We start from the raw sequence: 24,754 nt of genomic DNA, 5'->3' as shown, positions 1-24,754 counted from the left end.
CGAAGTCAACTCACCGCAGTAGCGTCAGTGACGCAATAGCCTACGGAGCGGGACCCCATCTTTAAGTACAGGGGATTTGATGACGATGTAACTGAAGTACTTGGAGATACCGATATTCTTGTCCAGCAGCCCTTCGATCACTTCCTGATAATGCTGAATACTGCAGGTCATGAAGCGCACCAGGTAATCGTAACCACCACTGACCAAATGGCACTCCAGTACCTCATCGACCAAACGAATATTGGACTCGAACTTGGCGAAGTCCTCCCGTTTATGGTCGCTGAGCGTGATTTCAGTAAATACCGTGACCGAGTCGGTGATCTTGGCAAGGTTTAGATGAGCTCTATACCCGGAAATATAGCCGGCCGATTCAAGTCGTTTTACCCGCTGCAAGCATGGGCTGGATGACAAACCCACTGCATCAGCCAAACTGACGTTGGTCATTCGACCGTCTTTTTGAAGTTCAACCAGGATACTGATATCAATTCGGTCTAGTTTAATTAAACCTTCCATCGGGTACCTCGTGATTGCCGTTCAGTTAGACAGTGGTTTTAGCAAACTCAACGTCGCAAAGATAGCTGATGCTGAGCGACCAGGTCGGCCATGCTGGTGATGTAAAAATCTGCGGAGTACTCCTGAGTAGAATCTTCATGGCCGCGGCGAATCAGGCACAAACCAGCCGACTTTGGCGGCTGCGCAGGAGGTGTGGAAACCTGCAGAATTTTTTTGGGCTCCAGGTTGTTGGCCCGCAACCATTCACTGTCCTCCAATGGATTATTGGCTCGGGAATGTAGGTCTTCGGGCAGAATCCCCAAACGCTCGCAGAGCTGTTCGCGATCCTCGGCATCACGATCGCAGTACACCAGCAGCCGATAGAATTTTCGCAGATACAACATGGCTCCGGGCGCGTCCTCGAACAGCGACCAGTTGCATGCCGAACGGGCGAAACTCATGCCCTCTTCCCAACTGACCCTGAGCCCAAAATGCTCTGCCAGCTGACGATGGGCAAAGCACAACAAGCCACTGAAACCCAGCTCGGAAAAACGTGGATAGAGCGTGCGCACCGCCTCGTCAAACTCAGCCAATACCTCTTCCCTGCCTAGCATACCCGGATGGTTTTCGAGCAAAGGTTGCAGGGCAGTCCAGATACCGGAATCCCGATCGACCAGGACTTCGTCGCAATCAATCAGCAGTGCACGATAATCAGTCAGGTACATGGTGTGTAGCCTCCCATGATGCATTCATCAATCCATGTGCTCTTAATGCCCTCGGTCGGCGCATTGATACATTGCGCCAACCGAGACCTGAGATTAATCCAACACTCGCAACAATGCCGCTTCAAGAATTGTCAGCGCTTCGTCGATCTGATTTTCTTCGGTTACCAGAGGAGCAAGGAAGCGCAGCACATTTCGGTACACCCCGCATTTGATCACCAACAGCCCACCAATCCTGGCCTGATCGATAAGTTGTTGGGTGAGCTCTGCATCGGGGCTGCGGGCCTCATCGTCTTTGATCAATTCGATTGCCAGCATGAAGCCGGTGCCGCGCACGTCACCAATACAAGGGTAACGTGCCTGCAAGCGCAGCAGGCCCTGACGCAGCCGCTCGCCCAATACCTCACCACGCTCGAGCAACTGATCCTGTTCGTAAGTTTCGATCACCGCCAACGCGGCCGCACAAGCCAGGGCGTTACCGCCGTAGGTACCGCCAAGACCACCGGGTAATGGCGCGTCCATGATGTGCGCACGACCTACCACGCCCGATATTGGCAAACCACCTGCGAGACTCTTCGCGACGGTGACCAGATCCGGCTGAATCCCGGCGTGCTGAAAACCGAACCATTTGCCGGTACGGCCGAATCCGGTCTGAATTTCATCGAGAATGAGCACGATGCCATGTTGTTCGGTCAGAGCCCGCAGCGCCTGGAGAAACTCCGGCGGCGCGCTAAGGAAGCCTCCATCGCCCTGCACTGGCTCGATGATGATCGCAGCTACTCGATCCGGAGCGACTTGGGTCGCCAGCAATTCGTTCAGAGCTTGCAGCGCCATCTCGCTGCTGAAACCGCGATAGGCGTTAGGGTATGGGGTATGGAAGACTTCGGGAGCGAAGGGCCCGAAGTTCTGCTTGTAGGGTTGGCTCATGCCCGTCAGCGTCGTACCGAGTAAAGTACGCCCATGGAAACCGCCACGAAAGGAGATAACGGCTGGACGATTGGTATGTGCGCGGGCGATCTTCACCGCGTTCTCCACAGCCTCTGCACCGGACGTAAACAGCGCCGCCTTGTAGGCTTCTTGACCACCCACCAACTCGCACAAACGCTGCACCAGGTCGATATAAGGTTTGTACGCCACCACCTGGAAGCAAGCATGGCTGATCTTTTGCAACTGGCTCTGCACTGCCGCGACCACCTTCGGGTGATTGTGACCGATGTTCAAAACGCCAATGCCGCCGACGAAGTCCAGGTAGCGCGTCCCGTCCACGTCCCACACCTCAGAACCCTGGGCCCGGTCGATGACCAACGGGTGTGCCGTGACCAAACCCCGTGGCACGAATTGATCGCGCTGACGGAGCAAACTCGGGGTTTCTTCGACTTTACTGTTCATGGCATCTCCCATAGTGAACCTGGCAACCGGGAAACGGCTGCGATGTGTTCCAAAGGTTAAGCTTTCGACGCAATTGTCTAAGCCGAACTTGGCCTCTGAGAAATTCGGATCGACTGTTTTCACCCCGGTAAACAGCAGAATCCTTCAGCTGTAGCCAGCTTCCATGGAATCTGCCGACGTGCACCCCATACAACGCAACGTTATGCGTTTACGCAGATTCTTTCGACATATCCTGCTCTGCCACTCGGGCATGCTGGATACTCCCAATCTAAAGCGAGAAGTTACCCATGGCCCTGCTCTATAAAGCTGACCCGGTGCGCGGCGAACAATGGAAACGCCTATTCGCTGAGCACGCTCCGGATATCGAATGGCGTGCCTGGCCGGACATCGGCGATCCGAAGGATATTCGCTACCTGGCAGCCTGGCAGGCGCCGGACGATCTCGAAACATTGTTGCCAAACCTGCAGGTACTGTTCGCCTTGTCGGCCGGGGTCGACCAACTTGACCTTGAACGTCTGCCAACGACCCTGCCGGTGGTACGTTTACTCGACCCGAGCATCACCCGAGGCATGTGCGAGTACGCCAGTTTTGCGGTGCTTAGCCTGCACCGGGATATGCTCCGTTATCGCCAGCAACAAATGGCTCGGTGCTGGCAGGCTCACTTGCTACAGCCGGCAGCCAAACGTCGGGTAGGTGTCATGGGTCTCGGCACGCAGGCTCAACAGATTCTGGCCACCTTGCAGACCTTTGGGTTCGACTTATCGGGCTGGGCACGCAGCGAGCACCACATTGCCGGAGTGGACTGCTTTGCGGGTGCCGAGCAACTTCCAGCGTTTCTCGGCCAGTGCGACATAGTGCTTTGTGTCCTGCCATTGACCGAGGAGACTAAAGGGATTCTCAACCGACAGTTGTTCCAGCACCTGCCCAAAGGCGCTGCCTTGGTCAACATGGGCCGGGGCGGACACCTGATAGAAGAGGACCTGCTTGAGGCATTGGCCAGCGGCCAGCTCAGTGCGGCGGTGCTCGACGTACTGGAACAGGAGCCGGCAGCGCCGGACCACCCCTTCTGGCACCATCCGCAGATATTGCTGACACCGCATATCGCCGCAATGACCCAACCGGAAAGTGCGTTTAGCGTGTTGCTGGAGAATATCCGCCGGCATCAACGCGGCGAATCAATGCTTGGTCAGGTTGACCGCGAGCGAAGTTACTGAGCAACGGCTGTCAACTCACCAGTAACAACCAACCGGCGCCAGATTTTTTTACTTCTCTGAGGCAAATCTGGCGCTATACAAAACAGACCTGATGCTCATCCCATTTTGCTGTTTATGCGCACACCTACCCCCAAGAATCAGCCGACATTTGCTGCCGATCTCACCCCCCGATTGAGCACTAATTGCGGCTCGTGAAGCCGCAACTTATGCAATCTACCGAATTGACTGCACCCCATTGTCAGGTCTCGCCGTAACTGCGATACAGCCACCGCTGTGCGAAGCCCGGCTGCGGGTCAAGTCCACTGCAAGGCACTGATCGACAGGACTCTCCCGGGTTTACTTCGCAGTGGTTTACCTGAGCTGCCGCAAGGGCATCGCCTGCCGCGCAGATTACCAACACTAATAAGATCAAATGGGGTAAGCGATGAACATCGCAAAACTAAGCTCTCTCTCCTTGGCTGTCATTGCCGCCACCACGCAACTGGCAATCGCTGGTCAGCAACAGGAGGCCGATGGCTTCATTGAAGACAGCAGCCTCGGGTTGCTAAACCGTAATTTCTACATGAATCGCGACTTCCGTAATGGCGGCAGCAATAGCCAAGGTACTAACGGCTCCAAGCCGGCCAGCGAGCGCAATGGCTATCGCGAGGAATGGGCACAAGGGGCCATGCTCAACTTCGCCTCCGGTTTCACCCAGGGCACCATCGGTTTCGGCACCGATGCCTACGCGTACGGTGGGGTCAAGCTGGACACTGGCCGCGGCCGGGCCGGCAACGGCCTGCTGCCGATCAGCAACAACCGCACTGCCGAAGCTGAAGTGCCGGACAGCTATGGCGAGATCGGCGGCGCAGTGAAGATGCGCATTTCCTCTACCGTACTGAAGTACGGCGAACAACGCCCGACCGCTCCGGTATTCGCCACCGGCGACAACCGCTTGCTGCCGGAAACCGCTACCGGCTTCCAACTGTCGAGCAAAGAGTTCGACGCTGTTTCTTTCGAGGCTGGCCACTTCACCGCATTCAACAATCGAGCCTCGACCAACTCCGATGACAAACTGCTCACCACTTACGGTGGGACCGAAGCTGACAGTGTCGACTTCATTGGCGGCACCTATAAAGTCAACAACAACCTCAGCCTGATGGCGTACACCAGTGAGGCCGTCAATGTCTGGCGTCAGCACTTCGGCAGTGCCTCCTATACGATTCCTCTGGCTGACCAGCAGTCGCTGAATTTTGGCTTGATAGCCTATAAGACCCAGGACCAAGGCGAAGCGCGTGCCGGTAAACTGGACACCACGAGCTGGTCGGCAAAGGCGGCCTATTCCTTGGGGGCCCACAAGCTCACCCTGGCCTATCAGAAGATTGATGGTGACGAGTATTTCGACTACATCGGTGTGGACTCGATCTGGCTGGCCAACTCGATTCAGTACTCCGACTTCAACGCCCCCAACGAGCGCTCCATTCAGGCTCGTTATGACCTGAACATGGCCACGTTCGGCATACCGGGGCTGAGTTTTATGGCCCGCTATGTCAAAGGTGATCAAATCGATGGCACCAAGGCCGATCCAAACGGTGCCTATGCCAACAAGGTGGGTGACGACCAGAAGGAGTGGGAGCGTGACCTGGAAGCCAAATACGTGGTCCAGGCAGGGACCGCCAAGGACCTGTCCTTGCGCCTGCGCCAGGCTACGCATCGCGCGACCTCGTTTGAGAGCGATATCGACGAAGTCCGCCTGATCATCGAGTACCCGCTGAGCATTCTGTAACGTTAGGTCCTGGCCGATTTACCTGTGGACCGGCCGGTTTATTGAAGGTCTGCTCCACGCTCCCTTTGCCTTGAGGCGCCCATCCGGGCGCCTTTTTTTGAGCAATCTCCCCATCAAAAGTGGCTTTTGCCGTGCTCTGCATCCTGAAAGTCGACCCAGTATTTGCTGCCGATACTGCTTCTCATTTGAGCAGTAAATGTGGCTGGCAAAGCGATCGCTTAAAGAATCTACCGAATCAATGGCGGCCTCTTGTCAGGCCTCGCAGCAGGTGAGATACCAATACTTTCCACGGAGAAATCCGACCGGTCACGCGCCCTGTATACGGAGATCTGTCATGTCAAACTCGCAACGCCCAACGTATAGCTATCGCCCCATGACCCCGGCCGATGTGCCGTTGGCCCACGCTTTGTCCGTACAGCTGAAATGGCCCCACCGCCTGGAGGAATGGGCCATGTTGCAGCGCATCGCGCAGGGTTTTGTCGTAGAAGATGGAGGTCGCCTGATAGGTACCGCGTTCACCTGTGCGCAGGGAGATTACGCCACTATCGGCCTGGTGATCGTCAGTGATGAGTACCAGGGCCAGGGTATCGGTCGCAAGCTGATGGAACTGGCACTTGAGGCTTGCGGATCACGTACCGCCATGCTCAATGCGACGTTAGCCGGTGCCCCACTTTATGCCAGCCAGGGATTCATTGACTTTGGACATATTCAACAACATCAGGGGCATGCGCTGTCTCCAGTACCCAATGATCTGCCAGCCGGTGAGCACTGCCGCCCGCTGACCGAAGCCGATCGAAGCGATCAAATCGAACTGGCTAACGCCGGCAGCGGCCTGAACAGACAGGCCGTGCTCAATGATCTGTTCGAGAGTGTCGAACACTCGGTCGGTATCGAGCGCGAGGGTCAGCTACGCGCCTTCGCCATGCTGCGCCCATTCGGCCGTGGTCGCTGCATCGGCCCGGTCATCGCGGAAAGTCCAGAGCAGGCCAAGCACTTGATCGCGGTGTTGTTGGCCCGAGTTCCGGACGCATTCGTGCGCATGGATATACCGTCCGATAGCGGACTGGCCCCTTGGCTGGAAGAGGCCGGGCTGAAGCAGGTCGACACCGTTGCGCAAATGGTTCGTGGCACCCCACCGCAGGCTATCGGCGCAGTGCGCCAGTTTGCGCTGGTGACTCAGGCCATCGGCTGACAAACCAGCGTTACATCCAATGCATTTTCCTGGAGAAACACCTTCATGCTCGAACCCACTGCAGTGCTGTTGGCACACGCCGACGGCAGTCCCGCTTCAACAAAATTCACCCCCGGTTCGTTAGGGGCCACCGATCCTTTCGACCGGCACATTGCTTATCTCGGGCCGGATGACATCGCTGCCGGCGTGGTCCAGGCGAGCGGACAGTTCAACGTCGATGACTATCCCTATAGCGAAACGATCGTGGTTCACGCGGGACGCGTCACCCTGCAGAGCCAGGATCACAGGCTCCAACTAAATCCCGGCGACAGCGCCGTGATCGCCCGCGGTACGTCGCTCCAGATCGAGGCGCAACCCGACTCTCTCTGGGCATTCTGCGCGGATACCCAGCTCGTTGAAGAGCGCCATCCCGGGCTCACCTTGCTCCCCCCGCTAACCCTGCTCTCTCCCTCGGCGGCACCGGGGCCAGAAATTCTGCTAAGCCCGCCACCGCAATGTCGCTCGCACAATTTGTTTGTTGAAGAGGCGACCAACCTGCGCATCGGCGTCTGGGATTCGACACCCTATACCCGCGGGGCGAGGCCGCACCTGCTGCATGAACTGATGCACCTGATCGAAGGTAGCGTCACCCTCCAGCTGGCGGACGGGATCGATCTGACAGTCAACACTGGCGATACGGTATTCGTGCCCCGAGGCGCACCATGCGCCTGGCATAGCAGCGCCTATGTACGCAAGTTCTACGTCGTCAAATAACTCGAACCGAGTTAGCGCCGGCAGACGGATTTTCCTCCTCCGGCCCCACCACCAAACCGATCAATCATTTGCGGAGTACAGACAATGGGATTGGGTGGCTTCAGTACCGGAAAACTCCTGATCATCCTGTTGATCGTTGTCATGCTGTTCGGAACCAGGCGTCTGAAAGGCTTGGGATCGGATCTCGGCGACACGATCAGGGGGTTCCGCAAATCCATGGACGACGATAAGCCAGTCACCGAGGAGCCCAGCGACCCGCCCATTGACGCTCAGGCGCGCACACTCGAAGACTCGGTAAAAAAATACTAACCCCTATTCTATATCGGCTTTAGCGAACGTCTATTGGTGGTCCAGACAACTCTGAAGAGATCACTAATCGTGCCATTGAAGCTCGTCGGCGTGGCGAGCGCCCAAGCCCAAGCCCAAGTAAACAATTCAAACAGAGGTGAGAAGCGAAAATGGAAGTGCAGCTGATGTCAGACAAGTCTGTCGCTGAGGAAGCATTCTGGGAGCGCGTGTGCGCAGCCTATCCAGAGCAGCGCCCCCTATTGAACCTGAACAACGCGGCCGTGAGTCCGCCACCGCTGGTGGTAGAGCAGGCTATGATTGATGCCTATCGGCTGATCAGCCACAACCCGGACGTCAATATGTGGAGCAAGCTCGACGCCGAGCTCCCTGCGATCAAGCAACAGCTGGCTGACATGGCCGATTGCGATCCCGATGAGATCGCCCTGAACCGCAACTCATCCGAAGGCTTGTCGACAGCCATCTTCGGCATTCCATTGAAGGCCGGCGACCAAGTGCTGGTATCACAGTGGGACTATCCGAGCGTAATAGCCGGATGGTTGCAGCGTCAGCAACGCGAAGGCATCGAAGTGGTGACTGTCGACTTCGACCTGATGGACGATGAGAATGTCATCGTGCAAGCGTATGCACAGGCAATTACCCCGCGTACCCGGGTGATCCAGCTGACCCACATGCTGCATTGGACCGGGCGAGTCCTGCCGGTCAAGCGCATCTGTGCGCTAGCCCGAGCGCGGGCAATTGTCACTGTAGTGGACGGTGCCCAGACGTTTGCGCAGATGCCGCTCAGCTTCCGCGAACTGGATTGCGATTACTTCATCACCAGCCTCCACAAATGGCTGGGGGCGCCGGTCGGCAATGGCATGCTAATTGTCAGGCGCGATCGAATCGACAGCACCTGGCCGTTGCTGGGGCCTTTCGATCCGCCGCCGCTTCAAATCGACAAATTCGACCACTGGAATCTCGGCACCTATAACTCGGCGATACAGGCGGGCATTGCCCCGGCCATCCGTTTCCATGCTCAAATCGGCACACGAGTCATTCACGCGCGCCTACAGGAGCTGACCCGTTACTGGGTTGACCTCGCCAAAGACATTCCTGGTTTCAGGCTCCACACGCCACTTGATACCGTCGAACTGGGCGCAGTAAGCCTGTTCTCTATCGATCACTGTGATGCTCGATGGGTTGAGCAAGAGCTTCGAAAAACCCACCAGGTGCATGTCAAGTTTCGCCAGATCAGACACATCAGCGGACTTCGGGTGTCGCCGAGCATCTACACGCAGAAGAGTGATCTAAGGCGCTTTGTTGAGGCGCTAAAGCAGGTGGTTGCAAGCAAGTAACCCCGGCGGGCCAGGGGATACACTTGAGACCCGCAGAGGCAGTGGCCCCTGAAGGTAGCTTGGGTGTGTTCCCCCCACCGCTGCTAGATGCCATCACCCGGGGAGTACAAAGGGTTAACCAAATCGTAATTCTTTGTCAGGCGCTCGATGCTGCCATCACGTTCCAACTCCGCCAGAACCTTATCGAGACGCTGCATGAACTGGGGCTTGTAAGGATAAGCCGAAGCATTGAGCCGGGTATAACCAAGGTACCCCGCCTCACCGGAGAGCCAAGGTCCTTCGACTAGCCAGTTGAGATCGTTCTGGGCAAAGACGCCCTCGCGTTGCATCTGCTCAAGTTCCCATTGGACCGAAAGGCGGTCATTGATATAGGCATCTATTCGCCCATGATAGAGCCTGGCCAGGTTGCTACGATTGTCGTTGGCATAACTCTGCTTCAAGGCACCTGTAGCGAGCATGCGTTGGTAGTCCTGATCATCAATGCTCATGAACCCTCTGTTCATGCCAATACGTAGACCGCTATAGCCGAACGGAAAGTGTTCGACCGATCGTATTCGCGTCAATTCTGCGCGCACAAAGACAACTACCTTTTCCATCAAAATAGGCCGTGAGTAGTCCATCCAGGGCCGTGCGATGGGTCGATAGTAGGGTGGATAGAGAGCAAAGGCGCGGCCGCTGGCCACTTCTGCCAGACCGCGCGCCCAGGGCACGGGACGAATTTTCACGTTGTATTCCGGCATGCGGGTAAAGGCTTTGCGCAGAATATCGGTGTAAAGCCCCTTGGCCTCATCCCCTTCGGCATAGCTATATGGTGGATAGCCGGCGTCACAGAGAATGACCACGTCTATGGGGGCGCTCGCCCAACTCTTGGCGTGTATGGCGCAGCCCACCAAAATCATCAATAACAACCGCATACTCGCCTTCCTTCACATTCCTTTGAACCCTCTTCTCTGGACCTTCGCAACACTGAAGGAAAGAGCCGTTAGAAGCAGTTCCACTGTGCAGGCGCTCAGCAGGGCACCTTGAAAAGAGACTGTCAGAGGGGTATTCGCACGCGATAAAAAAAGCCCGCAGTGAGACGGGCTAAAAGGGTGAGACACAAGAAGGGGTGGAGCTCTCCAGCCGACCTGCTGCTATCTGGAGTTAAAGCGCCGCTGCGATGGCCATACCGACATCCTGGGTCGAGCCTTGTCCACCCAAATCAGGGGTGATCGGCCCCTCGGAGATGACCTGCTCGATAGCCTTGAGAATGCCGTCATGGGCCGCACGGTAGCGCTCATCGCCATTGCCCAGGAAGTCCAGCATCAAGGCACCGGACCAGATCATCGCAATCGGGTTGGCGATGTTCTGTCCATAGATATCCGGCGCTGAGCCATGGACCGGTTCGAACAGCGAAGGAAAGCGCCGCTCCGGATCGAGGTTGGCCGAGGGGGCGATGCCGATGGTACCGGCGCAGGCCGGTCCCAGGTCGGAGAGAATGTCGCCGAACAGATTCGACGCCACCACCACATCGAAACGATCTGGTTGCAGCACGAAGCGCGCACAGAGAATGTCGATGTGTTGCTTGTCCCAAGTGACGTCCGGGTACTGCTGCGCCATTAACGCCGTGCGTTCATCCCAGTACGGCATGCTGATGGAAATGCCGTTGGACTTGGTGGCCGCGGTCAGACGTTTGCGCGGCCGGGTCTGGGCCAGATCGAAGGCGAATTTGAGAATCCGGTCCACGCCGCGCCGAGTGAACACCGACTCCTGCAGCACGAACTCATGCTCGGTGCCTTCGAACATCTTGCCGCCGACCGACGAATACTCGCCCTCGGTGTTCTCGCGGATCACCACGAAATCGATGTCCCCGGCTTCGCGCCCGGCCAGCGGACACGGCACACCGGGAAACAGCCGTACCGGACGGATGTTCACGTATTGGTCGAATTCACGGCGGAACTTCAGCAGCGAACCCCACAGGGAAATGTGATCCGGCACTTTGTCCGGCCAGCCCACGGCGCCAAAGTAAATCGCGTCGAAGCCCTTGAGTTGTTCGAACCAGTCAGCGGGCATCATCTGCCCGTGTTCCAGGTAGTAATCGCAATGAGCCCAGTCGAGCACCTCGATGCTCAAATCCAGCTGCCATTTCTTCGCGGCCTGCTCCAGTACCCGCAGCCCTTCAGGCAAGACTTCCTTGCCGATACCATCGCCGGCAATCGCGGCAATTCTAAATGTTTTACTCATCAATCGTGGCTCCTCAATGTCCTGTTCAAACGGTGACCGGATCACAGCCCACCGATGTGGAAGGCTTTGACTTCAAGGTATTCATCCAGGCCGTACTTGCTGCCTTCACGGCCCAGGCCCGATTGTTTGATACCGCCGAATGGGGCGACTTCCATGGAAATGAGCCCGGTGTTGAGGCCGATCATGCCGAACTCCAGCGCCTCGCCGAACCGCCATGAACGGCGTAAGTCCTGGGTGAAGAAATAGGCGCCCAAGCCATAAGGCGTGGCATTGGCCAGGGCCAGCGCTTCTTCTTCACTGGTAAAGCGCATCAGCGGTGCAACTGGGCCGAAGGTTTCTTCGTTGGCCAGCAACATCCCGGCATGGGCCTCGCCGAGCACCGTTGGCTGGACGAACTGGCTGTCGCCCTCAGGGATACCGCCACAAAGCAGACGAGCTCCCTGACTCAAAGCATCGTCGATATGCCGGGCAACCTTGCTCACCGCCGCTGCATTGATCAGTGGGCCGATGGTGGAATCTGCGTCCAGGCCATTGCCGACCTTGAGTTTGCCCACCTCCTCCACCAAGCGCTGGGCGAAGCGCTCGTAAATCCCATCCTGCACCAGGATCCGGTTGGCGCAAACGCAGGTCTGGCCAGCGTTGCGGAACTTGCTGAGCATGATGCCGGCCACTGCCTGTTCCAGATCAGCGTCGTCGAACACAATGAATGGCGCGTTACCGCCCAGTTCCAAGCTCAGGCGCTTGATGTGTTCGGCGCTCTGACGCATCAGCAGCCGACCGACAGCGGTGGAACCGGTAAAGGAGATCTTGCGCACCGTCGGGTTGCCGGTCAGTTCTTCGCCGATGCCGACGGGCATACCGGTCACTACGTTGAACACCCCGGCCGGAATGCCGACGCGCTCGGCAAGCACCGCCAGAGCCAAGGCGGACAGCGGAGTCAGATCCGAGGGTTTGACGATGACCGGGCACCCGGCGGCCAGGGCCGGCGCGCACTTGCGAGTGATCATCGCGTTGGGGAAGTTCCACGGGGTGATCGCGGCACAAACCCCGACCGGCTGCTTGAGCGTGAGCAAGCGGCGGTCGCCACTGGGTGCCGGTATGGTCTCGCCGTAAACCCGGCGGGCTTCCTCAGCGAACCATTTGACGAAACTGGCGCCATAGCGGACCTCGCCCTTGGCTTCATTCAGCGGCTTGCCCTGTTCGCAGGTCATGATCAGCGCCAGGTCGTCGAGGTTGTCGATCATCGCCTGATACCAGCGCTCCAGCAGCGCTGCCCGTTCTGCCGCCGGGCGTGCGCGCCAAGCCGGCCAGGCGCTTTCGGCAGCTTCGATGGCGCGTCGGGTTTCGCTGCCTTGCATCGCGGGTACGCGGGCGAGCAACTGGCCGCTGGCCGGGTCGATAACGTCAAGGGTCGCGGCGTTGTCGGCGCTGATCCACTGACCGTCGATGTAAGCGAGTTCTACCAGCAGGCTGGGGTCTTTCAGGCGATTCTTGAGCATGGTCGAGTCCTGTTCCGAGACAGCCTTCAGTCTATTGTGTCGCCACAGACGAGGATGCTGAAAGCGCCGCCCCGGCAGCCTTGAATGCTGAAAATCAGCATTCGACAGCAGGCTCTACTGTTGGTTTGTGATGGCGATCGTCACGCTCCCAGGTGCCGAGATGCAGCCGGTTATCGGGCATGAATGAGGCGCAACGAGTCTCGATCAGACGATGAAATGCTTGACCATGCTATTCAGCTCGCTGGCCAATCCCGCGAGTTCCCGACTAGAGGCCTGGCTCTGATTGGCCCCGACCGTGGCCTGTTGGGAAACATCACGGATATTGAGCAGGTTGCGATCCACCTCACGGGCAACATGGGATTGCTCTTCGGTGGCACTTGCAATACACAGATTGCGTTCGTTGATCTGGGCGATGTCGTCTACGATGGCATTCAGTGCCGCGCCAGCCGCACGGGCGACCTCCAGGGTCTCCCGGGTTTTACCATTACTGCTTTGCATGGCTCGCAGCGTGCCGTGACTGCTTGTTTGCACTGAGCCGATGATGCTCTCAATCTGCTTGGTCGACTCCTGGGTTCGTTGCGCCAAGGCCCGGACCTCGTCGGCCACCACAGCGAAGCCCCGTCCGCTTTCGCCCGCGCGAGCCGCCTCGATCGCCGCATTCAAGGCGAGCAGATTCGTTTGTTCGGCAATGCCACGAATCACATCCAATACCGAGCCGATGTCACCTATCTGACCTGCCAGGGCTTGCAGGGTGCTTGCGGTATCCTCGATATCCTCGGTCAACGATTCGATGGCACCGACTGTACGGCTGACGCTCTCTTGCCCCTGACGCGAACGCTGGTCTGCAGCTTGGGAAACCTCCGAGGCCCAGGCGGCATTACGCGCCACGTCTTCGATCGCACCTGTCATCTCTGTGACCGCAGCGGCCGCCTGGTCGAGTTCAGCGCTCTGCCGTTGCACACCACGAGTGGTGTCATCGGTCACGGAACTTAACTGAGCGGACGTCGTGGCAAGTCGCTCGGAAGAACTCAAAACCTGCCTGACCGTACTGCGCAGATTCATTTGCATGCGCTCTAGCGCCTGCAGCAGGCGTGCAGCTTCATCCATACCAACGATATCCAGTGGTTGGGTCAGGTCACCCTCGGCGATACGTTCGGCTGCTGCCATGGCCTTCGCCAACTGTTTAAGAAGACGCAGCACGATCAAGGTGGCCAAGGTGCCGCCAGCTAACAACAGCGCCAGCAAACCTGCGGACATCAGGATGACGCTCTGCCGGGCGCTGTCGCGACGTTCAATCAGCGCTTCATCGAGCGCCGTCAGCGCCGAACGGCCAAGTGTGTACAAGGCGTCAACGGGTTTACTGTAAGCAGTCAGATAGTCGCCGACCGGATAACTCAGCTTAAGCGCGTACAAGGCATCGGTAGGCTCGTTATTTCCTGCGGTGCTTACGCTGGGCGCGAAATCCATGTCCATTTCGACGGCCGATACCAATCGCGCATTGCTGAGTTCAAGTGCCTTCTGGATTTGCGGGCCTAGTGCCGTTAGCGGTGCTTCAAGTAGAGCCTTGAGTTCCGGCTCGGCGGCACTCGCCTTGGTCAAGGCACGTATCGTCTTGTCTACGCTGCTCAGCGCCTGGGTAGCCAAGCCTCGCAGTGCACCTTGTTGCTCAGGCAGGATCCGGCCCTGTGCCAGATACAGGCCGCCGGCACCCCGCAACTGACCTAATGACTCGGTGGCTTGCGGCAATTCGATCAAGGCACCCGCCATTAGCGAGTAAGTCCCTAATACTGGATCCAGGGAAAGTTTGAAGTGATCGAGCATTGCGTCCTCGATCAGCAGGTAGGCTGCGATCAACTGGCTATGACGGGCCAGACTCTGCGGGCCCTTGACTGTGGACTGAGCAACCTGGCCGGCCAGCTCTTGCCATTGTTGCTGCGCCTGTCGCCAGGTAGCCAGAATGGTGGGGGCGACTTGGGCCTCCTGTAAAACCCGATCGGTTGCCGCGAGGACGCGATCCACTTCGGCCTGTTTATCCAGACGGGCTTTGTAGAAGCCCCGGTTGCCGACCAGCGCGACGGATGACAAATCGCGATGCTGCTGCGTCAAGTGAATAAGCTCGAGCAACGCCTGCACCGGTCGTATGCCGCGAAGCTCCTGATTTGTCTGGTTGCTACTCTGATAGGCGCCCAGTACGTAAAGGCAGGTTGGAATGGTAATCAGGGTCACGGCTAGCAAGCCGAGCAAGACGAACTTGCCAGAGAATGACAGGCGCTCAAGCACTTTCATGGGGGACTCCGGAAGAGTTGCGAGTGGCTAGCGTTTTTTTCTGAGCGGGCACAGCTGAGCAAGCTAGGGAAGCCTTTCTCAGCGCTTCCCACACTGTCTGTAAAGTGAGTGGGTGAACTCGGGGTCGAACATCACACTTCCTTGGACATCAGGTCGTAACCGAGTAACGAGCGTGATGACCTAGTGTCAGACACCCGGCAAAAAGGAGCATTAGAGCCTTAGCGAGCCCAATAGCCCTTGCAGAAAGTGCTCGCCGGCTTCCATCTGGCTGATCTCGATGAACTCGTCAGGCTTGTGTGCCTGTTCTATCGAGCCCGGGCCACAGACCACCACCGGCACATCCAAGCGTTGTTTGAATAACCCGCCCTCGGTGCCGAATGAAACTTTGGCAGTGCCGGTGTCCGGCGCGGCGAAGTTTTTCAAAAAACGCACCGCTTCAACGCTCGGGTGGGTATCGAGACCCGGATAGACATTCAGGGTTTCGATCTCGATATCCGCCACGCTGGACAGCTTTTTGGCTTCGCGAACGATCAGCTCGGCCCGTTCGCGCATCTGCTCCAGGAACTGGTCCAGGTCGTCCGCCGGCAAGTTACGCACTTCGAAATCCAGGGTGCACAGGTTCGGCACGATGTTCAGCGCCTTGCCGCCGATAATCTGCCCGACATGCACGGTGCTGTAGGGCACGTCGTATTCGGTATCCTGAGCGCCCTGCTCTTGCAATTGCTGCTGGCCCTGACGTAGCGCGGTGATGAAGTCGCAAGCCACGTGAATCGCATTGACCGAGCGCGGTGCCAGGGAGGAATGGGCTTCCAGGCCGCGACAGTAAGAACGGTAAGAACCCTTACCCTTGTGCCCAAGCACAAACTGCATGTTGGTCGGCTCACCGATCACGCACAGAAACGGCCGCAACGGCGCCAGATGCAATACATCCAGTAAGCGTCGAACACCCACGCAGCCGATTTCTTCGTCATGGGACAGCGCCAGTTGCAACGGCCGACTCAACGGATGATCGGCGGCATCGAGCATGACGTCGATAGCCAGCGCGACAAAGCCCTTCATATCGCAACTGCCACGGCCATAGATCCGACCCTCCTGCACGGTCGCCTGAAACGCCGGAAAGGTCCAGGCCTGCCCCGCTGCCGGCACCACGTCGGTATGGCCGGAAAGCAGAATCCCCGGCACCTCCCGCGGACCGGTACTGGCGAACAGGTTGGCCTTTTTGCCGCTGGAATCCTTGACGATCAGCGACTCGATGCCCTTGGTCAGCAGCAGATCGCGCACGTACTCAATCAAGGCCATGTTCGATTCCGAAGAAACGGTTTCAAAGGCCATCAGGCGTTTAAGAATGTCCAGTACACGGGGCTTCATGAGGCCTTGCTCCGTTGCTCGACTGAAGAGGCGAAGCGGTTGATGGAGAACGGCAAAATCGAAGTGCTGGTGCTGCCGGTGCTGATCAGCTCGGCCATAACATCGCCGACACCTGGGCCGAGTTGGAAGCCATGACCGCAGAAGCCGAACGCATAGAACAAACCATCAACGGTGCCGCTTGGCCCCATCACGGGCAGTGAATCAGGCAGGTAACCTTCGATACCACTCCAGACCCGAATGATGTTCAGGTTGCCGACACCCGGCAGCAGGCGACGCATCTGATCGAACTGATTGAGAATGCTGCGCGGCTCGACATAGGCCCGGCGGTTGAGCATGTCCGGTTCGCTGCGATAGCCGCCACCGATGATGATGTTTCCACGGGGTATTTGGCGGAAATAAATCACTTCCTCGGGAATCTTGGTATAGACACCGATGACTGTCGGCAAGGCGTAAGGCACTGGCTCGGTCACGGCCATTTGCGGGCCGTGGGTGTCCAGCGGCACCGGTTCGCCGAACTGCGCCGAGAGTTTTTGGCCCCAGGCGCCAGCGGTGATCAACAGCTGAGCGGCGCTGAACTGACGACCGTCGGTGGTGCTGATGTGGAACTCACCGCCGATCTTATGCACCTCGGCCACTTCCGTGCGCTCTTCGATCCGCGCACCGAGGCGTCGTGCTGCACGGGCAAACGCCGGGGCCGCCAGACGCGGGTTGGCGTGCCCATCGTGGGGGGCATAGGAGCCGCCTTTCACATCCGGGCCGAGAAACGGAAAGCGCTTGTGTAATTCGTCGCCACTAAAGATCTTCAGGTCCAACTGCTCTGCCTCAGGGGCGTCTGCGTAGGCTTGCAGCTCGGCGATCTCGTCTTCGCGGTAACACACCCGCATATGCCCGCTGGCGATGAATTCCAGGTCATCGTCAATCAGTTCTGGCAGACGCTTCCATAACGCCCAGGAACGATTGGCCAGTTCCAGCTGCCCGAGATAACGCCCTTGACGTCGCACGTTGCCGAAATTCACGCCGCTGGCGTACTGACCGATCTGGTCGCGCTCTAGCAAAATCACCGACTGCCCGCGCAGGCGCAGGAAAAACGCCGCCGCTGAGCCCATCAGGCCGCCGCCAACAATCACGACATCGGCTTTCTGTACCGTCATGGCGACACCTCCTCGGTAAGTATCGAAAGGGGTTTGACCGGCGCCTGCCCCCGTTGTCGGCCGACCTGTTGCACACTGACGCCCGCGGCGGCGGCAATCACCTCTGCCCCGGCCTGCGAGCAATAACGCCCCTGGCAGCGGCCCATGCCGACCCGGCTGAAGGCCTTGGCCCGATTGACTTCACAGGCTCCCTTCTCACTAACGGTCCGGCGCAACTCGCCGGCGCTGATCATCTCGCAGCGGCAAACGATGGCTTCGTCCGGCAGAGCTTTGGCCTGGGTGGAGGGCCAGGGAAAGGCCTGCGCCAGGCCGAGACGGAATTCATCCATCACCGCCAGGGCATGGCGTTGTTCGTCGCGCGACCCTACATTCACTGGTTGCTGCAGATCCTCCAGCAACGCGATGGCCACCAGGCGCCCGGCGTGCTCGGCGGCATCGGCGCCGCGAATCTTCGAACCGTCACCGGCGGCATACACGCCGCTGACCGAGGTCCGGCCGTCTTCATCCGTAGCCAGCCACCATTGGCTCGACGCGTCATCGAAGCGCATACGGCAACCGGCCAGGTCGGCCAATTGAGTTTCCGGCCGTAGGTGATAACCCAGTGCGACGGCATCGCAATCCACCGTCAAGGTCTCACCACGTGCCGTGCGCACGCGTACGCCACTGACACCGCTGGCCGCATCGCCCTGCACTTGAAGCGGCGAAATGCCCAGATGCACCGGGATCTTCGCGCGATACAACTGTGCCAATAATTTCATCCCGGTGAACAGCAACCCCGGGCGCGCCAGCAGTTTCGGCATGGCAAGAATGCGTTTGCTCAGAGGCGAAGTGTCGAGCACTGCCGCGACCTTCGCTCCGGCCTTCACATACTGACTGGCAACCAGATACAGCAACGGCCCGCTGCCCATGAACACCACTCGGTGGCCGATAGACACAGCCTGAGATTTCAGGGCGATCTGCGCACCGCCGAGACTATACGTGCCCGCCAACTGCCAGCCTTCGATCGGCATCAAGCGGTCGGTAGCACCGGTGCAGAGGATCAGCGCGTCGTAATCCACTGTCGAGTGCTTGCCTTGGCTGACACAGCACAGTTGCCCCGGTGTCAGGTTCCACACCAGCGTGTCCGGGCGATAGTCGATCTGCCCGCGCAAGCGATCGAAGCTCTGGTGCAGATCGTTGGCCTTGGCGGCTTCGGTACCATACAGCGTGGCGTAATTCCGGGTAAAACCTTCGGGCTGGCGACGGTAGATCTGCCCGCCATCCCGGCGATTTTCATCGATCAGGATGGGCTTGAATCCAACGGCGACCAGGGTTTCGGCACAACGTGTACCGGCCGGCCCGGCGCCGACGATAACGACTCGATGAGTGCTCAGCCGCGCAGTGGCCATATCGCCTCCGGTTGTGTGGTGACAATATCCAGGCCTTCACGGACCTCATTGGAACAGGCGCGTAGACGCTCGCCGCTGCGGGTCCAGACCCAACAGTCCTGGCAGGCTCCCATCAGGCAGAAACCGGCGCGCCGACCCGGATCAAACTCCGATTGGCGCAACGCCGAGCCCTGAGTCAGCAACGCGACCATCAGCGTATCGCCCTGCAGCGCCTCTATCGGCATGCCGTCGACCTTCAATTGGACGGTTGGCCGGCCCTGTTCGGCCAGCCTGACGAAACGCCCGTTCATGCATAGGCTCCCACGATCAGGTTGTTTGAATGCTGCTGAGTTTTCATCAACTCCGCACTGTCGTGATGGCAAAGGATTTCACTGCCACCAACAATCATCCGGCGCTCCGGCGGGACGCAATTACACAGACCGTCAACCCGCACAGGACAGCGATTGAGGAAGGTGCATAACCCTGGCACATTGGCCTTCGCACCTATGGTGCGGCAGCGTGCCACAGGTCGTTGTTCCGCAGCTTTCCAACCAGCCCTGGCGCAACTCCGGCACTGAATGGATCAACAGATCGGTATAGGGATGGAATGGTGCTTCAGCGTACGATTGTCGAGTACCGGCCTGAATCTTGTAGCCGCTGTACATCACCACAATGTCGTCGCACAGGGCTCGCACGGTGGAGATGTCATGGCTGATGAACAGATAGGACACCCCCAGTTGCTGGCGCAGGTCGCGCAGAAGTTCGAGAATCGCTGCACCGACCACGGTATCCAGCGCCGAGGTCACTTCGTCACAGAGAATCAGGTCTGGCTTGGCCGCCAGGGCTCGGGCCAGATTGACCCGTTGTTTCTGCCCGCCGGACAGTTCGTTCGGAAGACGTTCAGCCATCGTGCGCGGCAAACGAACGAGATCCAGTAACTCACCAATACGCTCGCGCAAAGCCGCACCCTTGAGGCCGAAATACATCTTCAGCGGGCGACTTAGAATAGTGCTGACGCTGTGCATTGGGTTGAGTGCGGTGTCGGCATTCTGGAAGACCATTTGAATGCGTCGGAACTGCTCGTCGGTACGCGACGACAGGCTGCCACTCAGGGGCTGGCCATCGAAGGTCAGCCCGCCGAGGGCCGGCTCCAACAACCCGGCCACAACCCGCGCCAAAGTCGACTTGCCAGAACCTGACTCACCGATGACTCCAATCGCCTGGCCCCGCCGCACGGTCAGATCAATGTCCTCCAATACGCGGATCGATGGCATGCCTTGCGCGTTCTTGTTGCCGTAACCGGCGGTCAGACCCTGGATGGTCAGCAAAGGCGTGTCTTCAGCAACACCACAAGGTGGACGAATTGTGGTGTCAGGCCGAGCTGCCGCCAATAAGCTGCGGGTGTATTCGTGGGCCGGGCCTTTGAGCAATGGTGCCGTGGCGCTCTGTTCGAAGATCTCGCCGCCATTAAGCACCACGATCTGATCGGCCATCTGCGCCACCACGGCCAAGTCGTGGGAGACGTAGACCGCCGTCGCACCACGTTCGCGTACCACTCGTTTGAACGCCCGCAGTACATCGATCTGGGTCGTCACATCAAGCGCCGTCGTCGGTTCGTCGAGCACCACCAGCAATGGATCGCTGATCAGCGCCATGGCTGCCATCACACGTTGCAGTTGCCCGCCGGAAACCTGATGAGGGTAGCGCTGGCCAATGTGATCGGGGTCTGGCAGGGCCAAGTCGCGGAACAACTCGATGGCCTTGGCCTCAAGCACAGCCTGGCTACCCAAGCCATGAATCAACGCCCCCTCAATCACTTGATCGATGAGTTTTTTCGCCGGATTGAACGCCGCTGCGGCGCTCTGCGCGATATACGAAACTCGGTTGCCCCTCAATTTTTGCAACTGGCTTTCGTTCAACGCCAGCATGTCGTGCTCGCCGATTTGCACCATGCCGCCAGCCAGCCGACAACCGCGTCGGGCATAACCGAGTAACGCCAGGGCGATAGTGGTCTTGCCAGAGCCGGACTCACCGATCAACGCCAGCACTTCGCCTTTCTGCAGGGAGAAGCTTACGCCCTTGACGATTTCCACCTCACCAAGCTCGCCACAAGCGACCACTCGCAGGTCCTGAACCCTAATTAATTCACTCATTTCAATGGCCTCCCGAACGTCGACTACGTCGCGACGACAGTCGGTCGATAAACAGATTCACACCGATGGTCAGGGTGCCAATGGCCAGGGCCGGTATCACAATGGCCGGCGCGCCCTGATTGAGGCCGCCGATGTTCTCGCGAACCAGCGAGCCGAGGTCGGCATCCGGTGGTTGCACACCCAACCCCAGGAAACTCATGCCACTGAGCAGCAGCACGATGAAGCCAAAGCGCAAACCCAGGTCCGTCAGCACGGGGTTGAGCATGTTCGGCAAGATTTCCACGCAGGCGATGTACAGCCGACGTTCGCCGCGAGTACGGGCAACTTGCACATATTCCAGCGCTTCGATGTTCACCGCCATGCTGCGGGCGATGCGGAATGCGCCCGGAGTGAAGCTCAATACCGCCGTGCAGATCAGCAAGGTGACCGAGGAGCCGAAGGCCGAGACCATGATCAGCGCCAGCATCTTGCTGGGGATTGAAATGAAAGCGTCCATCAGGCGACTGATCAGCTCATCCAGCCACTTCGGTGACACCACCGACAACAATGCACAACTGGTCCCCAGACTGCTGGCCAACACCGCGGCCACCAACGCTAGGCCGACGGTGAATCGTGCGCCGACGAGGATTCGACTGAGCATGTCGCGGCCCAGGTAATCGGTGCCGAACGGGTAAGCAGCGCTCAGGTTGTCAAAGACATTATCAGAGACCACTTCCCCGACCGGATGCGGTGCCAGCCATGGGCCGAAGATGGCCACCAGCAACCAGATCACACACAGCGCAGCGCCGATCAGGCCGACCCAGGACGATCCGTGGGAAACCTTGCCCAGTGCCAGTTTGGTAGTAGTCGGCGATTTCACAATGAGATTGTTCATTGATTTCTCAGCCTCGGATTGGAAAGAATCGCGCAAAGGTCGGCAATCAACACCAACGTCAAATACGCCGTACAAAACAACATGGTGCAGGCTTGAACCAGGGCCATGTCGCGGTTGGTCACGGCATCGACCATCAAGCTGGCGATGCCGGGGTAGTTAAAGATCGTTTCAACGATCACCACCCCGCCCAACAGGTAAGACAGGCTCAGGGCGATGGCATTGGCAATGGGTCCGATTGCGTTGGGCAAGGCATGGCGTAAAACGATCCGAATCTTGCTCACACCTTTGAGCCGGGCCATTTCCACGTAAGGGCTGTCGAGCTGATCAATCACCGCCGCCCGGGTCATGCGCGCCATTTGCGCGACAATCACGCAGCACAGCGTCATCACCGGCAATGCGTAAGTGCGCATGAATTGCCAGGGTGAAGTGATGTCACTGGCGTAGGACAGCGCCGACAACCAACCCAGGTTCACCGCGAAAATCAGAACCGCCAGGGTCGCGACCAAAAACTCTGGCACCGCCACCATGGTCAAGGTGAAAAAGCTGAGGACACTGTCGATGCGCCCGCCCCGGCCCATGGCCGAACCGATGCCCAGAATCAACGCCACCGGCACTGATACCATCGCCGTGGCGGCCGCCAGCATTAGGGTTTTGGGCAGGCGCCCGGCCATCAAGTCGCTGACCGGCATGGCGTTGGACACCGAGAGCCCCATGTCACCGCTAAGCAGGCTCATCAACCAGTGCAGGTAACGCAACACACCGGGCTGATCCAGCCCCATTTTCAGGCGCAAGGCTGCCACCTGTTCCGGCGTGGCGAATTGCCCCAGAGACTGTTGTGCCGCGTCTCCCGGCAGCACAGCCGTGATGGCAAAAACCACCATGGACACAATCAACAAGGTCACGATCGCCGCGCCCAAGCGCCGGCCGATCAACCACAGTGTGTTGCTGTTCATCACCAAATCCTCATGCAATGTAGCTGCAGCAAAAACCCAACTTTCATCAAGCGTCCAGCCAGACCTGCTCGGAAAACATGTACCCCATGAAACCGCCTAGGGGATTGGTGCCGTAGCCCTTGACTCGCTGATCGACGCCATCGATGTTGCTGATGAACACCGGCACGCCGATACCGCTGTGCTCATGCACCAGGGTTTGCATATCTCCATACATCTTGCCGCGCTTGGCCTCGTCGGTTTCACCTCGGGCTTGCACCAACAGTTGGTCGAACTGTTCGTTTTTCCAGCCGGACTCATTCCAGGGTGCTGTCGACTGGAAGAACTGCGAGAAAAGCATGTCGGCATTGGGCCGCGGGTTGATGTTGCCGAAGCTCAGCGGATGCTTCGCCCAGTGATTGGACCAGTAGCCATCGGCCGGCAGGCGGTTGACGTCGAGCTTGAGCCCGGCCTCTTTGGCCGACTGCTGCAGCAGCACGGCGATGTCCACCGAACCGGTCGCGGCCGGCGAGCACATCAGAGGCATAGTGATGCTTTCCATGCCGGCCTTTTTGAGCAGGAACTTGGCTTTTTCCGGATCGTAGGCACGTTGTGGCAGGTCGGCGTTAAAGAAGCGCGCACCGGGTGCGATCGGGTGATCGTTGCCGACCCTGGCGTAACCACGGAATATCGCCGACTTGATCTGCTCCCGATCCAGTAGCAACTTCATGGCCTGGGTGAATTCCGGGCTTTTGCCCGGCATCTGGTCCTGACGGATGATCAGGTCGGTGTAGTTACCCGACGGCGAGTCCACGACCCGATGCTTGGTGCTGGCCTTGATGCGGATCGTTGAGCGCGGGTTAACCTCGTTGACGATGTGAACGTCGCCCGATAACAGGGCGTTAATCCGCGACGGCTCGTCAGCAATGGCGATAAATTCGATCTCGTCCAGATACGGCAAGCCGGGTTTCCAGTAATTGGTATTGCGCACACCAATCGAACGCTCCCCGGGCTTAAACTCCTTGGCCTTGAACGGGCCGGTACCGATGCCCTGATTGAAATCGCTCGTACCCTCGGGAACGATCAACATGTGAGAGATGGCAAGAACCGACGGCAATTCAGCATTCGGGCCGCTCAATTGTATCTGCACTTCGTGGGTACCGACGGCCTTGACCTCGGCGAACTGCGACGCCAGCGGCAGGACCTTGGAACCGGTGATTGGATCCTTGTGCCGCAACAGAGAAAACACCACGTCGGCTGCGGTCAGAGCCTTGCCATTGTGGAAGGTCACTTCCTTGCGCAGGGTGATCACCCAGAGCGTGGCGTCAGTGGTTTCGATGCGCTCGGCCAACTCCAGTTGCGGCACCATATGGTTGTCGAAACGCGTCAGGCCGTTGTAGAACATGTAATGACGCACGTAGTCGGTGGACGATGAGCCTTTGGCCGGATCCAGGGTATCGGCGGTGGAGGAGGTCTGACCCGCAACGCGAATCCGTCCGCCCGGTTTGCCTTTGCCAGGGCTTGCGGCTTCATCATCGGCAAACAGCTTACCGGCGGCGCCGAACAGACTACTGGCACCCGCGACAGCCACCCCGGCCAACCCCAGCATCTGCAATGCATTGCGGCGTGACATGCCGCGATTGAGCCCTTCGAAAACGCGCAGACTTTCTTCACCGGTGATCAGCTGGGAGTCGATATTCTTTTTATTGTCAGTCATGTCAGTCCTACCTTTCG

20 protein-coding genes and 1 pseudogene are annotated in these 24,754 nt (G+C 58.5%); 6 read left to right on the top strand and 15 right to left on the bottom strand.

Annotated elements, in window-relative coordinates:
- Window positions 1–24: 24 nt before the first annotated feature.
- From KGA98_RS14095 to gabT, 3 genes are all read right to left on the bottom strand, one after another.
- Window positions 25–513, bottom strand: coding sequence for an Lrp/AsnC family transcriptional regulator (locus KGA98_RS14095; RefSeq protein ID WP_008017091.1), 489 nt, complete (start codon window positions 511–513; stop codon window positions 25–27).
- A gap of 47 nt (window positions 514–560) precedes the next feature.
- On the bottom strand, window positions 561–1,217 hold the full coding sequence (locus KGA98_RS14090) for an HAD family hydrolase (RefSeq protein WP_154862938.1): 657 nt from the start codon (window positions 1,215–1,217) through the stop codon (window positions 561–563).
- Window positions 1,218–1,310: 93 nt separating this feature from the next.
- Entirely contained in the window at window positions 1,311–2,603 is a 1,293-nt protein-coding gene (gabT, locus tag KGA98_RS14085) for a 4-aminobutyrate--2-oxoglutarate transaminase (protein ID WP_223502593.1), read from the bottom strand.
- A 287-nt stretch (window positions 2,604–2,890) separates the two neighbouring features.
- Between gabT and KGA98_RS14080 the strand changes: the two genes are divergently transcribed.
- The 6 genes from KGA98_RS14080 to KGA98_RS14055 all read left to right on the top strand — a co-directional run bounded on the left by KGA98_RS14080 (window position 2,891) and on the right by KGA98_RS14055 (window position 9,170).
- Entirely contained in the window at window positions 2,891–3,817 is a 927-nt protein-coding gene (locus KGA98_RS14080; protein WP_154862942.1) for a 2-hydroxyacid dehydrogenase, read from the top strand.
- A 424-nt stretch (window positions 3,818–4,241) separates the two neighbouring features.
- Window positions 4,242–5,582 carry an OprD family porin gene (locus KGA98_RS14075; RefSeq protein WP_154862944.1) on the top strand — a complete coding sequence of 447 codons (1,341 nt, stop codon included), beginning with the start codon at window positions 4,242–4,244 and terminating at the stop codon, window positions 5,580–5,582.
- Between the two features lie 334 nt (window positions 5,583–5,916).
- Entirely contained in the window at window positions 5,917–6,774 is an 858-nt protein-coding gene (locus tag KGA98_RS14070; protein ID WP_154862946.1) for a GNAT family N-acetyltransferase, read from the top strand.
- Window positions 6,775–6,819: 45 nt separating this feature from the next.
- Entirely contained in the window at window positions 6,820–7,527 is a 708-nt protein-coding gene (locus KGA98_RS14065) for a cupin domain-containing protein (protein WP_154862948.1), read from the top strand.
- Window positions 7,528–7,611: 84 nt separating this feature from the next.
- On the top strand, window positions 7,612–7,836 hold the full coding sequence (tatA, locus tag KGA98_RS14060; RefSeq protein ID WP_154947527.1) for a twin-arginine translocase TatA/TatE family subunit: 225 nt from the start codon (window positions 7,612–7,614) through the stop codon (window positions 7,834–7,836).
- A 149-nt stretch (window positions 7,837–7,985) separates the two neighbouring features.
- Complete coding sequence (locus KGA98_RS14055) at window positions 7,986–9,170, top strand: aminotransferase class V-fold PLP-dependent enzyme (RefSeq protein ID WP_154862952.1); 1,185 nt, start codon at window positions 7,986–7,988, stop codon at window positions 9,168–9,170.
- Between the two features lie 83 nt (window positions 9,171–9,253).
- Here the strand turns inward: KGA98_RS14055 and KGA98_RS14050 are convergent, their stop codons facing one another.
- The 12 genes and pseudogenes from KGA98_RS14050 to KGA98_RS13995 form a co-directional block, all read right to left on the bottom strand.
- A complete protein-coding gene (locus tag KGA98_RS14050) occupies window positions 9,254–10,084 on the bottom strand; it encodes a substrate-binding periplasmic protein (protein WP_154862954.1) in 831 nt (276 codons plus the stop codon).
- Window positions 10,085–10,313: 229 nt separating this feature from the next.
- Window positions 10,314–11,393, bottom strand: coding sequence for a tartrate dehydrogenase (locus KGA98_RS14045; protein ID WP_154862956.1), 1,080 nt, complete (start codon window positions 11,391–11,393; stop codon window positions 10,314–10,316).
- A 41-nt stretch (window positions 11,394–11,434) separates the two neighbouring features.
- The gene (locus tag KGA98_RS14040) at window positions 11,435–12,892 is read right to left on the bottom strand and encodes an NAD-dependent succinate-semialdehyde dehydrogenase (RefSeq protein ID WP_154862958.1); all 1,458 of its coding nucleotides are present in this window, start codon (window positions 12,890–12,892) and stop codon (window positions 11,435–11,437) included.
- A 204-nt stretch (window positions 12,893–13,096) separates the two neighbouring features.
- On the bottom strand, window positions 13,097–15,178 hold the full coding sequence (locus KGA98_RS14035) for a methyl-accepting chemotaxis protein (RefSeq protein WP_154947528.1): 2,082 nt from the start codon (window positions 15,176–15,178) through the stop codon (window positions 13,097–13,099).
- A gap of 210 nt (window positions 15,179–15,388) precedes the next feature.
- Window positions 15,389–16,546 (bottom strand): acetylornithine deacetylase, encoded by a 1,158-nt coding sequence (gene argE, locus KGA98_RS14030; RefSeq protein ID WP_154862962.1) that lies wholly within the window; start codon window positions 16,544–16,546, stop codon window positions 15,389–15,391.
- The gene (locus tag KGA98_RS14025) at window positions 16,543–17,697 is read right to left on the bottom strand and encodes an NAD(P)/FAD-dependent oxidoreductase (RefSeq protein WP_154862964.1); all 1,155 of its coding nucleotides are present in this window, start codon (window positions 17,695–17,697) and stop codon (window positions 16,543–16,545) included. Before KGA98_RS14025 ends, argE begins: the two co-directional genes overlap by 4 nt.
- Entirely contained in the window at window positions 17,694–19,085 is a 1,392-nt protein-coding gene (locus KGA98_RS14020; RefSeq protein WP_154862966.1) for an NAD(P)/FAD-dependent oxidoreductase, read from the bottom strand. The genes KGA98_RS14025 and KGA98_RS14020 overlap by 4 nt, the downstream gene beginning before the upstream one ends.
- A complete protein-coding gene (locus KGA98_RS14015; RefSeq protein WP_108232305.1) occupies window positions 19,067–19,375 on the bottom strand; it encodes a (2Fe-2S)-binding protein in 309 nt (102 codons plus the stop codon). Before KGA98_RS14015 ends, KGA98_RS14020 begins: the two co-directional genes overlap by 19 nt.
- Window positions 19,372–21,217, bottom strand: a pseudogene (locus tag KGA98_RS14010) (ABC transporter ATP-binding protein). Before KGA98_RS14010 ends, KGA98_RS14015 begins: the two are co-directional and overlap by 4 nt.
- Window position 21,218: 1 nt before the next feature.
- Window positions 21,219–22,091 carry an ABC transporter permease gene (locus tag KGA98_RS14005; RefSeq protein ID WP_154862970.1) on the bottom strand — a complete coding sequence of 291 codons (873 nt, stop codon included), beginning with the start codon at window positions 22,089–22,091 and terminating at the stop codon, window positions 21,219–21,221.
- Window positions 22,088–23,044: an ABC transporter permease gene (locus tag KGA98_RS14000; RefSeq protein WP_154862971.1), complete on the bottom strand. Its 957-nt coding sequence runs from the start codon at window positions 23,042–23,044 to the stop codon at window positions 22,088–22,090. The genes KGA98_RS14005 and KGA98_RS14000 overlap by 4 nt, the downstream gene beginning before the upstream one ends.
- A gap of 46 nt (window positions 23,045–23,090) precedes the next feature.
- Complete coding sequence (locus tag KGA98_RS13995) at window positions 23,091–24,737, bottom strand: ABC transporter substrate-binding protein (RefSeq protein ID WP_154862973.1); 1,647 nt, start codon at window positions 24,735–24,737, stop codon at window positions 23,091–23,093.
- Window positions 24,738–24,754 lie beyond the last annotated feature (17 nt).

The sequence above is a fragment of the Pseudomonas sp. BF-R-24 genome, assembly GCF_019947335.1.
Classification (GTDB): Bacteria; Pseudomonadota; Gammaproteobacteria; order Pseudomonadales; family Pseudomonadaceae; genus Aquipseudomonas; species Aquipseudomonas jessenii.
Note: the sequence above shows the minus strand (reverse complement) of the source record. Positions and strands in the feature narration are given on the sequence as shown.

Coding starts and splice junctions, on each gene's coding strand:
- KGA98_RS14000 (WP_154862971.1), bottom strand. CDS start 23,044: ATGAACAGCAACACACTGTGGTTGATCGGCCGGCGCTTGGGCGCGGCG.
- KGA98_RS14080 (WP_154862942.1), top strand. CDS start 2,891: ATGGCCCTGCTCTATAAAGCTGACCCGGTGCGCGGCGAACAATGGAAA.
- KGA98_RS14075 (WP_154862944.1), top strand. CDS start 4,242: ATGAACATCGCAAAACTAAGCTCTCTCTCCTTGGCTGTCATTGCCGCC.
- KGA98_RS14065 (WP_154862948.1), top strand. CDS start 6,820: ATGCTCGAACCCACTGCAGTGCTGTTGGCACACGCCGACGGCAGTCCC.
- argE (WP_154862962.1), bottom strand. CDS start 16,546: ATGAAGCCCCGTGTACTGGACATTCTTAAACGCCTGATGGCCTTTGAA.
- KGA98_RS14020 (WP_154862966.1), bottom strand. CDS start 19,085: ATGGCCACTGCGCGGCTGAGCACTCATCGAGTCGTTATCGTCGGCGCC.
- KGA98_RS14005 (WP_154862970.1), bottom strand. CDS start 22,091: ATGAACAATCTCATTGTGAAATCGCCGACTACTACCAAACTGGCACTG.
- KGA98_RS14090 (WP_154862938.1), bottom strand. CDS start 1,217: ATGTACCTGACTGATTATCGTGCACTGCTGATTGATTGCGACGAAGTC.
- KGA98_RS14025 (WP_154862964.1), bottom strand. CDS start 17,697: ATGACGGTACAGAAAGCCGATGTCGTGATTGTTGGCGGCGGCCTGATG.
- KGA98_RS14015 (WP_108232305.1), bottom strand. CDS start 19,375: ATGAACGGGCGTTTCGTCAGGCTGGCCGAACAGGGCCGGCCAACCGTC.
- KGA98_RS14050 (WP_154862954.1), bottom strand. CDS start 10,084: ATGCGGTTGTTATTGATGATTTTGGTGGGCTGCGCCATACACGCCAAG.
- KGA98_RS14035 (WP_154947528.1), bottom strand. CDS start 15,178: ATGAAAGTGCTTGAGCGCCTGTCATTCTCTGGCAAGTTCGTCTTGCTC.
- KGA98_RS14055 (WP_154862952.1), top strand. CDS start 7,986: ATGGAAGTGCAGCTGATGTCAGACAAGTCTGTCGCTGAGGAAGCATTC.
- KGA98_RS13995 (WP_154862973.1), bottom strand. CDS start 24,737: ATGACTGACAATAAAAAGAATATCGACTCCCAGCTGATCACCGGTGAA.
- gabT (WP_223502593.1), bottom strand. CDS start 2,603: ATGAACAGTAAAGTCGAAGAAACCCCGAGTTTGCTCCGTCAGCGCGAT.
- KGA98_RS14045 (WP_154862956.1), bottom strand. CDS start 11,393: ATGAGTAAAACATTTAGAATTGCCGCGATTGCCGGCGATGGTATCGGC.
- tatA (WP_154947527.1), top strand. CDS start 7,612: ATGGGATTGGGTGGCTTCAGTACCGGAAAACTCCTGATCATCCTGTTG.
- KGA98_RS14040 (WP_154862958.1), bottom strand. CDS start 12,892: ATGCTCAAGAATCGCCTGAAAGACCCCAGCCTGCTGGTAGAACTCGCT.
- KGA98_RS14095 (WP_008017091.1), bottom strand. CDS start 513: ATGGAAGGTTTAATTAAACTAGACCGAATTGATATCAGTATCCTGGTT.
- KGA98_RS14070 (WP_154862946.1), top strand. CDS start 5,917: ATGTCAAACTCGCAACGCCCAACGTATAGCTATCGCCCCATGACCCCG.